At 32.5% G+C, this 13,726-nt stretch carries 16 protein-coding genes; 8 read left to right on the top strand and 8 right to left on the bottom strand.

What is annotated here, in order from left to right:
• Positions 1-21: 21 nt before the first annotated feature.
• Entirely contained in the window at positions 22-660 is a 639-nt protein-coding gene (locus L3049_RS16575) for a hypothetical protein (protein ID WP_275110935.1), read from the top strand.
• A gap of 334 nt (positions 661-994) precedes the next feature.
• Positions 995-1,879 carry an AraC family transcriptional regulator gene (locus L3049_RS16570; protein ID WP_342753461.1) on the top strand — a complete coding sequence of 295 codons (885 nt, stop codon included), beginning with the start codon at positions 995-997 and terminating at the stop codon, positions 1,877-1,879.
• Between the two features lie 225 nt (positions 1,880-2,104).
• Here the strand turns inward: L3049_RS16570 and L3049_RS16565 are convergent, their stop codons facing one another.
• The 8 genes from L3049_RS16565 to L3049_RS16530 form a co-directional block, all read right to left on the bottom strand.
• Entirely contained in the window at positions 2,105-2,608 is a 504-nt protein-coding gene (locus L3049_RS16565; protein ID WP_275110934.1) for a hypothetical protein, read from the bottom strand.
• Positions 2,609-2,876: 268 nt separating this feature from the next.
• Positions 2,877-3,416 carry a GNAT family N-acetyltransferase gene (locus L3049_RS16560; RefSeq protein ID WP_275110933.1) on the bottom strand — a complete coding sequence of 180 codons (540 nt, stop codon included), beginning with the start codon at positions 3,414-3,416 and terminating at the stop codon, positions 2,877-2,879.
• 8 nt (positions 3,417-3,424) lie between these two features.
• Positions 3,425-4,303 carry an alpha/beta fold hydrolase gene (locus tag L3049_RS16555; protein WP_275110932.1) on the bottom strand — a complete coding sequence of 293 codons (879 nt, stop codon included), beginning with the start codon at positions 4,301-4,303 and terminating at the stop codon, positions 3,425-3,427.
• 780 nt (positions 4,304-5,083) lie between these two features.
• Complete coding sequence (locus L3049_RS16550) at positions 5,084-5,587, bottom strand: hypothetical protein (protein ID WP_275110931.1); 504 nt, start codon at positions 5,585-5,587, stop codon at positions 5,084-5,086.
• A gap of 162 nt (positions 5,588-5,749) precedes the next feature.
• Positions 5,750-6,820: a hypothetical protein gene (locus L3049_RS16545; protein WP_275110930.1), complete on the bottom strand. Its 1,071-nt coding sequence runs from the start codon at positions 6,818-6,820 to the stop codon at positions 5,750-5,752.
• 491 nt (positions 6,821-7,311) lie between these two features.
• Positions 7,312-8,166, bottom strand: a complete 855-nt coding sequence (locus L3049_RS16540; RefSeq protein WP_275110929.1) for a hypothetical protein — start codon at positions 8,164-8,166, stop codon at positions 7,312-7,314.
• A 143-nt stretch (positions 8,167-8,309) separates the two neighbouring features.
• Complete coding sequence (locus L3049_RS16535; RefSeq protein ID WP_275110928.1) at positions 8,310-8,828, bottom strand: DUF1648 domain-containing protein; 519 nt, start codon at positions 8,826-8,828, stop codon at positions 8,310-8,312.
• 289 nt (positions 8,829-9,117) lie between these two features.
• Positions 9,118-9,900 (bottom strand): hypothetical protein, encoded by a 783-nt coding sequence (locus tag L3049_RS16530; protein WP_275110927.1) that lies wholly within the window; start codon positions 9,898-9,900, stop codon positions 9,118-9,120.
• A gap of 15 nt (positions 9,901-9,915) precedes the next feature.
• Between L3049_RS16530 and L3049_RS16525 the strand changes: the two genes are divergently transcribed.
• From L3049_RS16525 to L3049_RS16500, 6 genes are all read left to right on the top strand, one after another.
• Positions 9,916-10,191 (top strand): hypothetical protein, encoded by a 276-nt coding sequence (locus L3049_RS16525; RefSeq protein ID WP_275110926.1) that lies wholly within the window; start codon positions 9,916-9,918, stop codon positions 10,189-10,191.
• 76 nt (positions 10,192-10,267) lie between these two features.
• The gene (locus L3049_RS16520; RefSeq protein ID WP_275110925.1) at positions 10,268-10,450 is read left to right on the top strand and encodes a hypothetical protein; all 183 of its coding nucleotides are present in this window, start codon (positions 10,268-10,270) and stop codon (positions 10,448-10,450) included.
• Positions 10,451-10,692: 242 nt separating this feature from the next.
• Entirely contained in the window at positions 10,693-11,004 is a 312-nt protein-coding gene (locus L3049_RS16515) for a hypothetical protein (protein WP_275110924.1), read from the top strand.
• 172 nt (positions 11,005-11,176) lie between these two features.
• Complete coding sequence (locus L3049_RS16510; protein WP_275110923.1) at positions 11,177-11,596, top strand: hypothetical protein; 420 nt, start codon at positions 11,177-11,179, stop codon at positions 11,594-11,596.
• A 229-nt stretch (positions 11,597-11,825) separates the two neighbouring features.
• On the top strand, positions 11,826-12,089 hold the full coding sequence (locus tag L3049_RS16505) for a hypothetical protein (RefSeq protein WP_275110922.1): 264 nt from the start codon (positions 11,826-11,828) through the stop codon (positions 12,087-12,089).
• A 90-nt stretch (positions 12,090-12,179) separates the two neighbouring features.
• Complete coding sequence (locus L3049_RS16500) at positions 12,180-13,700, top strand: efflux RND transporter periplasmic adaptor subunit (RefSeq protein WP_275110921.1); 1,521 nt, start codon at positions 12,180-12,182, stop codon at positions 13,698-13,700.
• Positions 13,701-13,726 lie beyond the last annotated feature (26 nt).

Raw genomic sequence — 13,726 nt, 5'->3', positions numbered from 1 at the left:
TATAATAACAGATCATATATCATGAGAAACACAATTTTAACTTTACTATTACTTGTAGTATCTATATCCTGCAAAACAGCGAATAAGAAAGAAATCGTAACTATTAAAAAAGAAAAATCAGTTACGATAGCGCCTGTTTCTTCCGTTCCTGCTGATGATCAAGATTCGCCACAGATAACCTTAGCTACTCGCCCTGCTAAAATGGAAGATTTCGATTTTTTAATAGGTAACTGGACTGCAACGAGTAAACGTTTCCTTCCCGAAGGAACGGTTAAAGGTGAATATAAAGGCAAATGGGAAGCACAACTTTTAGATGAAGGCAGAATGATTTTTGACCTTGTTACTTGGTTTAATATGGATGGCACAAAAGAATCTTTCTTCCCTACTCTACGTACATTCAGTCCAAAAACTAATCAATGGGAGATGACGTTTATATCTTCTCTTAGTTATATGCATTCTCAAACTTTTCGTGGAAATTTTGTTGACGGAGAAGGATATTTCGATGCTATTGTTAGTCCATCTCCTGGTACAATAATTAAAGCAAAAATACGCTTCTACGATATCACAAAAAATAGTTTCGAATGGTCCATGAAATTTAGTGATGACGAAGGTGAAAACTGGTTTGTCGCCGAGAGAATTACTGCTAAACGAGTTCGATAAGTTGATGATGTTTATCGCTTAGGAAATAATAACAACTGATTACGAAGTAGTTGTGAGATTTGGATGGTCAGGCAACATGATTGACAAAGTAAAAGATCATCACAAATTTAGTTTAGAAAAAACCGAAAGAGGGACAACTAGCTTTAGACAAGAAGATGGCTTTCATAGTAAAATAATGAATGTTATATTGAAATATTTCATGCTGCCTTCTTATAATAAATTCAACAAAAAAGTAATCTATGACACTGATAAAAATTATTCTATCAGTGTTATAGATTTTCTATAAGTTTATGCAGATTTTGTTTATTAAGAATCATCAATTTATATTGCATTTATGAGCGATCCTATTCCAGATTTATATTGTGTTAGTAGTGAATTTGATGAATTTCAATTCTACATAGGTTCATTGGCAAGCATGCACACTACTGAAGATACGAACAACTCCATTTACGAAATACATCGCTTTTCGTATTATACCATGATGCTAATTACAGAAGGAGAAGGATGGCATTACATTGATTATGAAAATTATTTTTTAAAGAAAGGTTCCTTCATACTCATTGCTAAAAATCAAATTCAAAAATTTGAAAAGAATTCCAAAATGAAAGGTATCGTTGTTTTATTCTCCGATAACTTTCTTCAAAAAAACTTAAATCATACGCATCTTAAAAATCACGTAAATATATTTAATTATCACATAAACAAACCATTGCTCAATTTAGATGATAGAAGCTACAATGATCTTCTTGGATTAATTGAACGTATCAATTTTGAATACAATATAGATCAGGACGAAATGAAAGGGAAAATTATAGGAACTTTTCTGAATGCTTTACTTTTAAAAACGGAAAGAATTTCTCGTGAAAAGCGTACGTCATTTGAGCAACATAAATATTATGAGCAATTTAAAGAATTTGGTAATTTATTAGAAAAAGGATTAATAAATAATAAAAATGCTAAGTTTTATGCAGAAGCTATGAATATTAGCTATAAGCATCTAAATGAGGTATGCAAAGCAATAAGTAATAAAACAGCCAAGGAATTTATCTCATATTTTTTAGTATTAGAAATAAAAAGGTATTTGAGCAGTACTAATTTATCCGTAAAAGAAATTGCTTATAGGTTTGGATTTGATGAACCGACCAATCTCCAAAAAATATTTAAACGGGAAACAGGCAATACTGCAATGGGATTTAAACGATTAACTTTAAATCAATAATGTTGTTTTCTAATTACTCACAACGGCTCAGCTATGTATCGTAGGGCATTAGAAATCACTTTCCTTCTTAACCGTCACAGAGCCAAATCAGAGATTTTACGAGTAATTTCAAAGTTCAGACTCTGTCAAATCTCTGATTTGGCGGAGCTGCTAGAAACTGCTGAAGCTCGTGTAACAGCTTAAACGCCCTATGATATATGAGCTATTGTTGTGGGTATGTGCTTATTATTTACTTTCATTCATTACAGATTCGATTTTGCTATCAATTAGCGCTTTTAGATATGGAAAATATATTGTCCCCCATACAGGCCTTTTGTCAAATCTAATAACTTGCATTTTGCTCAAATCAACTATTACCGGAATTTCAAAAGCAGACCAATGTTTTTTTGATAGCTTTTTACAATAATCAATCGATTCCTTTGAGACACTAGTTCCAATCAAAACAGAAATTGAACCAACTCCAGCTTGTATTCCACGTGGCCAACCTTTATGATTTTTCAGTGCATACTTATATGTTTTTGACGAATAGTCCTTAAGAGTATCCTTTGTTATTTCACCTTCAATCTGACTGATTGCGATAAAGGTATTTAACTGTGTCGCAAACCAGGACATTTTGAATTTTTTAAGATATGCAAATACTGTGTCGTATTTGTTATCTATTTTTTCTTGGGCAAAGAACATTTCGTCGTTAACGAATCTTGATTTGAATATTTGTAAATAGTCTGTCATCTTTGTGTTGATTATAGTTGTATCGATAAATATACTAGTGTGCTGTTTTTTTGCATTACCCACAACGGATGGCGCTGTGTAACGTAGGCGCCTTAGTTGATTTATGTATCAATTTTTATAAAAAGGCAAGGTAGCTATTTTAGGATTAAATTTAACTATAACTATTCTGAAATGGCTGCCTTGCCGTTGCCCATAAAAGCATAAAACCTTCGAAAACCCCCTATCCGCCTATGTTATGTGAGCGTGTGTTGTGGTGTCGTATTTTTTCCTATTCATTAAATTCTTTAGGATATTCAACCATTCCATTCACGCCATTTAGTCCATTCTCAACTAATTCAATTGCCATACAATTCTCTTTTGGAACTTCAAAAGGTAATTTAATTCCATACTTAGCAGCTTGTTCGTAACCAAATCTGGGATAATATTTTTCGTGTCCAAGAAGAACGATTGATTTATACCCTAATTCTTTTGCCATTTTGTGTGCTTGGTTTATTAGCTTTCCTCCAACTCCCTTTCCTTGATATTCAGTTGAAACGGATACTGGAGCTAGAGCTAAAGAATGGAATACATTTTTATCACTTATAATCTTCAACTTGGTTAAGAGAATATGCCCAACTATTTTATTATCATTTACTGCTACTATTGAAAGTTCTGGAATAAAAGCACTTGATTTTCTTAACCGCTCTACCAAGAACTGTTCTTTATGGTCACTATACTGTTCATTTTTAAATGCTTCTCTGATTAGTGTAAAAACTGCCCGGAAATCTTTAGTTTTTTCCTTTCTTATTTTCAACTCTTTAGAATTCATTCTGTCATTTATTTTTGTTCTATAAATCTTTCAAGAAGATTATTAAATTCAATTGGCTTTTCCATCATAAGAAAGTGATTTACATCTCTTATCTCATGATATGTCAGGTTATGAAATAGTGATTCCAAATATGACTTATTATCTACAGGAAGTTCAAAGGTTTTAGCGTAAATAGCAAGTGCTTGATTATATATTACATCTTCCTTCCAGTATTTTTCATCAATCATATCATTCATTGAGCTACAACCAACATACTCTGGATTACTTGTCATTGTTGACAATATATATTCTTTTGCATATTCTGGTGTTTTATCTGTTATAAATCCAGAAATAAATTGTCTTGCATTTTTCTCGTAGTTAATTCCTTTAAACATTTTTGCAAAAGCACTCAACTCATTTTTATACTTTACATTTTCAATGCTGTCTTGGGGAAATTTGAAATACACACCATCTACATTGCAAATGCTAGCAGTGTTATCATTTAATTTTCTTATTACTTGTTGACAAACTGGGAATCCCATACTATGTCCAATAAGAATCGGACTTTTAATTCCTAAATCATCCATTACGTATTTTACCGATTGAGCAAAATAATCAATCGTATAATTTATTTTTGGTTTATCGCTTTTTCCATGACCTGGCAAGTCTATAAAAACCAGATGGTACTTGTCTTTGAAATAATCAAACTGATACTTCCATGTGTTTAAATCACATCCCCAACCGTGAACGAATATCAGGGTTTTATCGCCTTGTCCGTATTCTTTGAAATGAACTCTTAAATCATCAACCGAAATATAATTAGACGGAACAGAATCAAGTGTTCTTTCATTTTTATCGCACGATATTATAAAAATTAATATGAAGAATATTGCCAATAATTTATTCATTTGATAGTTTTTCATAGTATGAAGCCCTCCACGAGAATAAATACTGCTAAATCAGTATCCCCCCTTGAAGCGTAATAAGTTAAAAAATATTTGGATTATATGTACCTATATTAGGTCTGACTTTAAAGTCAAACTAATCGGTGTTAATGAAGTTTCGACAGGTCATTCTTGTCAAAGAATTGGAAACCTGCCTATTATACCGACTTCAGTACTGATATGTAGTTAATATCTTGAACCATGAGCATGCAAATATATAAAATTTAATCTTTCAAGATAATTTTGCTGCTGTTCTTTTTGGAAATGCACCACAACTAATTTATAACAACAACATTGTTGTTATCCCTCCAATAGGGAATGCTAACTACAATTAAAAAAAATACTTAGCAGAATCAAATCTAACAATATATTCTTTTTAAATCAACAGTCGAATCTGGTTTTTGAAAGCTTAACACGGCCTATGGATTTAAATCGTAATTGCTCAGGCAAACAAGGTGATGCACATGTCAGCTAATGCTTACAATCTTAAAAAGATGTTGAAGTTTATTAGAAAAACAGCTGAAACAATGACTAATCAGGCGATTAGTCATTTCGCTATTTTAAAAAGCATATTTGGCTTACTCAAACCCGTTTTAAGCACTTAATAATTCAAAATCTACAACTTATTAACTGAAAAAGTAAAGCCTTAAAAGCTTGTGAATCCACAAACATTTAAGGCTTTTATCTTATTTCTTAGAAATATTAGTTGATTGTGCAACGGTTACTTTTGTTAGCAGGCGTTTTTTATTCAAATTTCCATTCCTGATCAATTATTTCTAATTTCTGTTTTTGTAATTTACAGTCTTGTTCTGCTCGTTTAATTTCGTAGTTAATACTCTTCTTAAAAGACATTAATTTATAAATCATTAATAATGAAAATGTTATATTACATGCAATAAGAAGATAAGTTGGAGTCATTCTATTGTCAGGTAATTCAAAATACCAGTAAATATAAAATGAAACTATAGTCACAGTAAAAATCAAACTATGAATTAAGCTCTTCTTTTGTTCTTTTCGTATTTTATATTCAAATACTGATCTGTCTTCAAATTCCGCAATCTGTCTCTTTAATGATTCTTGAAGTTTTGATTTTTCGCTGATTAAAATTTTGGTGTCATAATTTCTTTCGTGTAGAACTGTTCCCGCAACAATCTTTTTATTAAAGTCCAATAAACCCTCAAATTTGAAATAATAGAATAGTTTATCTGAAGTTTCTGATTCTAAATATTTCTTTAATTCTTGATTCATCGTTGTTTTTTTTTTAAAATGCCTGCTAACGGTAAATTGTATGAGTAGTGGCAGATTACGTGGTAGTTCCCTGTCAAACCGCTACGCAGTTTGGGCGGGCTACAAACCTTGATATTTACTACTTTGGCTGCCATTACTTATACAAAATGTTGGGCAAAGTTTTTATTTATAGTATTCATATTCATACCGATACTCACTCTCTGTTTTCTCTTCAGAACGAAGGTCTTCATCTGTTTCTTTAATTACATTTCCTTCTTTATTGTATGTGTATGTTTCAATGCTTGCAATCTTGTTAGGGTTATAAACATAAGCTGTCCGCTTAATTACTTGTCCTAATTCGTTGTATTCATACACATATTTATCCTGAAATTCACCTTTGTCATACTTGGATTTTTCAATAAGTCTATCATTCTTGTCGTATTTGTAAAAGGTAATATCAGATATTCTTTTTCTGTTTTCTCTCCAGTCAAAGTCAACACGAACACTTTGCAGTAAGTTTGTCTGTTTTGGTTCAGTTTCTAAATCCTCCTCATAAAATGAATATTCCTTTTCATATTCATAATAATATTCCCAATGATTTTCTTTAGACCATTCATTATAGAAGTAAATATTGTTGTTATTTTCATCGTATTCGTATCGTTGGTATCCAGATGTATCACCATTTTCTTTAAATGATAACTCTGTCAGCATATTTCCAATAGAATCATAAGTCCGTTTCCAATGTAAATACTTCTGTGCTTTTCGTTCAATCTCCTTAATCTTTGGATGAGAAGCAAGTTCATTAATGTTCGTGATTTCAGCAATGTAACGATAAGGATTTGTATTTATCAAACTATCATGATGTTCGTAGTCATTATTCCTCATTGACAGTTCAATATTATTACCAAGACTATCATATTCGTAATACCAAATCGATAATCCTGCATTTGAATGTAAATGATATGACTTTAACAAAACGCCCGAATCGTCATAAAGATTTCCAGTTATCATCGTTATGTATTTTCCATTCCAATTCTCACGCACATATTGTTTATAATGACTAAAAGTCATATTCATTAATGTGTCATATTCTCTAACATTTAGTAATAAATCTCCCTTGTATTGTCTAATCGTTTTAATCTTATCGGGTAAGAGTTTCTTTGCTTTGGAAATGTCATTCGGTAAAAATGATAATTGTCCAAATGCCACTGTTCCGAAAATCAAAAAAATCAATATTGCTGTTAGTTTCTGCATCGTTCTCTTAAATTTTGCCCAACTAATTTATAACAACAACATTGTTGTTATCCCTCCAATAGGGAATGCTAACTACAATTAAAAAAAATACTTAGCAGAATCAAATCTAACAATATATTCTTTTTAAATCAACAGTCGAACCTGGGTTTTGAAAGCTTAACACGGCCTATGGATTTAAATCGTAATTGCTCAGGCAAACAAAGTCATGCACATGTCCGCTTGTGCTTATAACCTTAAAAAACTCTTGAAATTTGTTACAAAAAATGCAGAAACAATGACTAATCAGGCGATTAGTCATTTCGCTATTTTAAAAAGCATATTTGGCTTACTCAAACCCGTTTTAGGCACTTAATAATTCAAAATCTACAACTTATTAACTGAAAAAGTAAAGCCTTAAAAGCTTGTGAATCCACAAACATTTAAGGCTTTTATCTTATTCCTTAGAAATATTAGTTGATTGTGCAACGGTTACTTTTGTTAGGCACTGGCATTTATTTCCCCAATTGAAATATCGCTGCTTTTAATACTTGCCATGAAATTTTAGCAGTATGTTTATCAGGATTAAAACCAGAACTCATATGTTCGTACGGGTGAATGTAATTTCTAAAATCTCTTAAAGAATGACTAAATTTCTTTACATCTTCTTTAATAAGACCTAATTCATATGCTGTGTTTATGTAATTACTCAAAGTCCAGTCATGAAGTTTTTTTACTTTCCCATGTTTATCTTTTGCTGCAGATGATGCTGTATTAAAACCTTTTGGACTTTTTAAAGCAATTCCAAGTAAAATTCCTTCGAGCGCACTACCACAAAGAAAAATTACAGATAATGGAGCATCTGTATTTAAGCATTTTTTTATTTCTTGAATTCTTTGATTTAGGACATCAGTTATAGCTCCATCAAGTCCTATAGTCTCAAGTTTTATCTCTTTAAACTCATTCTTTAGAAAATCATCTTCTTTTAATTCAGACTTAGAATCAGTTTGTTCTATTTTAATTTTATCTGCTCTTTTAAATGAAATTTCTGCATCATTTCTAATAACGTTCCACTTATCAAATGCAAGATATTGGTTGAAGTCTTTAATAAATCCATCAAGTTCTTCAAAGCGACCAATATAATTTATAGGAGCAAATACTTTCTTTATACATCTATCAAGGTCAGCTGTCCCATTTATTTTGGATAGTTTCTCGTCTGTAAATTTCCATCTAGAAGGAAATCCTTGCCCATAAGCATTATTAAATCCTAAGTCATTAAAAAAAGAAATGAGATTTGGCCCAGAGCGATATTCTGTTTCTTCGTTTATAAGAATTCTTAATTTTTCTAACGTTTTTTGACTTAGTTCCATATATTATTTCGTATTGCGTGTTTTGCTTGTGCCTAACGGTCTTGCTAAAATTTGTGGGCGATTTACAACTGCCACCTTATCAGAGCCGTTACCGTTTATTGTTTTTGTTGCTTTATCAAATTGAGCGTCACCGCCCATTAATTTTAACTTTTGTTGTGCGTTCGTGTTCTATTTTTTGTCATTTTATAAATCATTGTTCCTATTAAAGTTCCCAATACAATTAGAAATATTAGTAAATAAAATTTCCCTATTCCATCTGCTCTATTTAATGCGATTTCTATAGTTTTAAAATTCAGGAAAAGAAATGAGAGTGTGACAACAACTTTCAAAAGTCGAACTGTTCTGGTTCCAAGTGTATAAAGCCTTTCGGCATTGTCATATGTTACTTTTGTTGGATAATTGAAAGCAAAGGGATATTTATTCAATATAGTCATTCCAACATATAAGACCAGTCCAATTGTAGGTAATAACCAAATTACTCCCCGTTTCCCATATGAGTCAACTTGTCCAAGAGTATTAAAATGTTTTGGAATTATATTTGGCAAATCGGCATAGAAATAAATAGGTAAGAAAATAAGGCATGCGATTCCAACAACTCCGATAATTTCAAAAAGATAATCAGTCGTGGTTAATTTTATTGGTATTCTAGGTCTTTTTTCCATGATTGATTATTTTGATTCTCTGTTCTTCAACATGACGCACAACTTATATATAAACGTAACTTAGTTACGTTTACATTTCCTTTATCAGTAACATTTACACAAGCACACAAATAATAAGGATGTGTCGTAAATGCAAAGTTTAAAATTCCTTTAATCCGACATAAATTTAGTTTTTGTTTACAAAACATCCGATAAAACATAGTAAATAATTTGAAAAGCATTTACAAACAAAACAAGAGGCCACCTCTTGCGAGACGACCTCTTGTTTAAATTCAAAATATACCACCTATTATGCCTTTTCTACCTGAGGTTCTTCTTCTTTCTTTTTTGCCTCGGCAGTTGGCGTTTGGGCTGCAACTGGTGGTGTAACTTTCTTTTGATTCACCGATTTAGTCGGAACTTTTCTCACTTTAGTAAGCACATTGGTCAACATGTAATCTTCAGCTTTCGCCTTATCTTTCCTCATTAGCAACTTACCCAATTTGGAAATATCAGTAAGCATGTTCCAAAGCTTATCTAATTCGACATGGTTTTCGACCACCAATTGTTTTCTCTCACTCGTTTTATTCTCTTGTTTTAGGTTCAGATCATAAATTTTCTTGGCCAATTTTTCAATTGCTGTACCCAATTCTTTTTTATAACCTTTCGCCTCTAGCGCTTCATAATTATTCTCAACATTTTGCAGAACCATTGTCGCTTTAATCGAAAATCCTTCCACATTTTTTTTGCGCAATTCTTTCTTACACTCTTTAACTCCAAAATCGGAACTCCTCACACGTAAGCTTTTATTTGCTCTTTGTGCATAAGCGCCTACCAAATCGAGCTTCGGCATAATCTCTTCCATATTGGCATACAAATCTTCAGTAATTTTCGAAATCTCGGCAGTTAATCGTGGCGCCAATATCAAATCCTGAACCTTTTCAATTTGAGCTTTTACCGATTTCGCATACTCATCATTATAATCTTCCGAAAATCCTTTGAATTGTTTGCGATCACGTTTAAATGATTGTAAAAGAATGTCTCCTACTACAGGCAATTCTTCCTGTCTGAATTTAAAATACGATGTACTCATCTTAAACTATTGGTTTTGTTTATACTATTAATAAAACTGTTTATTCCATTTCTAGTCTTTCTACACTTCCAACAACTATATTTAATTCTTATTTCTGATTTTACTTTCTTTAGCCTATTACTATTTTACACTTCGGTTTGGTTCGTTCAACAGTCGGAAGAGTTAAAACAACACTCCGAAGAGCTAGAACATCACTCCGATTTGTTAGTGCAACACTACGAAGAGCTAGAACATCACTCCGATTTGTTAGTACATCACTCCGAAGAGCTAGAACACTGTCCGATTTGTTAGTACAACACTACGAAGAGCCAGAACACTGTCCGATTTGTTAGTACAACACTCCGAAGTGTCAAAACAACATTCAGATATGTTAAATCATTTATTCGAACAAGCAATACAATACCCCAACCCACCAGAACAAGCTACTTGCAATTTCATCATCACTAAAAAATTCCAATTCGCCATCGAAACTTACAATCAATCATCTCTCTTTCATACAGTAAAGAATAAAACCGCAACAACACATACTCCTACTCTATTTAACTACTAAATAATTATTAAGCAATAACTAATTTAACCTATTAAAATAAAAATGTCAAGTCTTTTTTTCATTCAGACCGTTCATATTCAATTTCTTTTATTAATTTGAGAAAAATTCAATCAGCATATCATAAGCACTATAATTGTTTATTGATAAAGGATGTAGGATTTGTTTTTGCGACCAATAAGCAATATATTCACACGGCCAAAAAAAAATAAAAAAAATTATATCATCATAAAACAATAACAATTATGAAAAAATTATTATTTGCCATTGCAATCTGCGGATTCGTATTTACTTCTTGTGGAAACAAAACAAAAGCAGCTACTGAAGAAAAAGCATGTTGCTCTAAAGAAAAGACTGAAGTAAGTGCAGATCTTAAAAAAGACTGTGAAAAAGGTTGTACTCACACAGCAGAAGCTAAAAAAGCTTGTTGTGATGGAGAAAAAGCAACTACAGAAACAGCTAAAACAGAATGCTGTTCAAAAGAAAAGACTGAAGCTACTGCTGAAGCAAAAACAGAATGCAAAGGAGATTGCACTAAAGATTGTTGCAAGAAATAATTTGCAAAAAACACATATTAAAAATAGCCATGTAGTTTTACTGCATGGCTGTTTTTATTTAAACAACTATTGTATAAGCATTTATTTTAATGTTAACGAAAGTATAATACCAACTAGTAGCTATTGGAAATAAAATTTCGATCCTCTATATTTGTTGCATACATTTTAGAAAATGAGGAATTTAAAGAATCAATTATTATGTCTGATCATGATAATACCGATGCTGGTATTGCTTGCGCATGATGTAATTCCTCATCACCATCACAGTGAAGTTCAGACTGAAAACAATCAAGTTTCCGTATTACAATCACATCATCACATTCATACTGGTTCTTGTAATTCTCACAGTAATAATAGAGCACACTGGAATCACCAACACGAAACCAACAATGAATCCTGCTGTATATTAACGCACAACAGAGTTCAGAAAGAAGTAAAATATCAGATCTTTCTTAAGGCTGATTTAATTAATTTTGACGTTAATGACACCCAAAAAGTTCAAAAATTCAGGGTTCATAATTACCAATTAATACCCGAACCGCTCCGGTTCTCTCCTCTTCGAAGAGGTCCTCCTAGTTTAAATTTAGTGTAAGCTTATCAATATTGTAAAATTGTTGACTGGTTGCTTTCGCATGCAATTTTATTTGCTGTAGGCAAACTTACCATCGTACAATATAAAATTCTGCTACACGAAATCCATTCAAACAAAATAATCAATATTATACTTTTTCGTTTTTGAATGAACCCACTCTCTGCATAGGTCTACACGTCTTATTTAGAGAGAGGTTATCAACACAAAAACACAACTCAAAATTACTCAAATGAAAAAATTACTATTTATTCTAGCCATCAGTGGATTTGTATTTACCTCTTGTGGTAATTCTACTAAGAAAGCAAAAAGTGAAACTGATGTTCACCAACACGATGATTGCGACCACAAGCATGGTGAAGAAGGACATTCACATGATTCAGATGCAAATCATCATCAGGAAGAATTTACGGTTGATTCAACTGCAAATGAAGCTCATGATGCTGATGCAAAACATGATCATGACCACGAACATGGTCACGATCACCAACATTAAGAAATAGAGCGACCACTAAGCCTTAAACAGGTTTAGTGCTTGCATCATTTGGTATTGATATTTTGAGTTATTATCACAAAAAAAACTAAAATGAGAAGATATATCTGGATAAGCTTTTGCTTAACAATCCTATTAGCAGCCTGTCAGTCTGCGGGCAATTCCAATGCAGGTCACGAAGGACATGATCATTCAGCGGGAGCAGAAGCCCACGAAGATCATGCCACAGAGAGCTTGACTTTATTTAATGAAAGCACAGAGCTTTTTGTAGAATTTCCAACCATGATGTTGGGTCATTCGACTAAATTCCTTGCTCACCTAACCAATCTGGAATCGTATAAACCCTACACCGAAGGTAAATTTACAGTTAGCCTGATAAAAGGGAAAAAGGGAGTTCGCCAAACAATTGAAGCCCCTGCACGAGATGGAATATTTACGCCAAGCATTCAAGCCAAAGAAGCTGGCGTTTACACCTTAGTATTCGATATTGAATCAAAATATGGAAAGGAACGTTTCACAGCAAAAAACATTCGTGTTTATAAAGATCATGCTGAAGCAGATGCAAACAAACCTGCGGAAGACGAAGGAATAACTTTTCTAAAAGAACAAGCCTGGAAAATTGATTTTGCAACTTCGGAAGCTCAAAAAACTCCCTTCCAAGAAGTTATTAAAACAACAGGAACTCTTCTACCTGCTGTGAACATGGAAAAGCAAATTGTAGCAAAAAGTAATGGAATTGTTCATTTTCAATCGAACGATATTCTTGCTGGTAAAACAATAAAGAAAAATACACCAATTTTCATTTTATCAGGAAAAGAGTTAGCCGGAAACAATATCTCGACAGAATATACAAAAGCTAAAACGGATTTAACCAAGGCTAAATCTGAATTCGAAAGAACCAGAACCTTACGCGAAGACCAAATTGTTTCGGAGAAAGAATTCATCGAAGCCAAAAGTAATTTTGAAAATGCTGAAGTAAGATTTAATAGCATCAACAAAGGCTACAATGCCAATGGCTTAAAAATCAACTCGCCAGTTACCGGCTTTATTTGTGCTGTTTATGTTCGAGAAGGCCAATATGTCGAAAAAGGAACTGTTTTGGCAAAGGTTGATCAGGGTTCAAAACTACTATTAAAGGCAGATGTTTACCAAAAGCACCTAAAGCATTTGGCAAGTATTAAATCTGCCAACTTCAGACTTCCTTATCGTGATGAGATATTTAACACAGAAGATCTGAACGGTAGATTGATAGCTTATGGAAAAGACATTCATGAAGAAGACTACACAACTCCTTTGTATTTCGAATTGGATTTAACAGCTGATTTGTATGCTGGTTCTTTTGTAGAAGTCTATCTAAAATCTGAACGCACAAATAATGTTCTTCACATTAAAAAGTCTGCTATCCTTGAAGATCAAGGTTTAAAATATGTATTTGTGCAGATATCAGGCGAAAGTTTCGAAAAACGATTTGTAAATATTGGTGTTAGCAATGGCCAAGAGGTAGAAATTACTTCAGGACTAAAAGCTGGCGAACGAGTAGTAAGCAAAGGAGCTTATTTTGTAAAGTTAGCCTCAATGGCAGGTGCTTTACCAGCTCATTCGCATGAACATTAAACCAATTTTACAAAAACTAAAATTTA

The organism is Labilibaculum sp. DW002 (genome assembly GCF_029029525.1).
In the GTDB taxonomy this organism is placed as follows: domain Bacteria; phylum Bacteroidota; class Bacteroidia; order Bacteroidales; family Marinifilaceae; genus Paralabilibaculum; species Paralabilibaculum antarcticum.
This window is presented reverse-complemented; position numbering and strand designations above follow the sequence as displayed.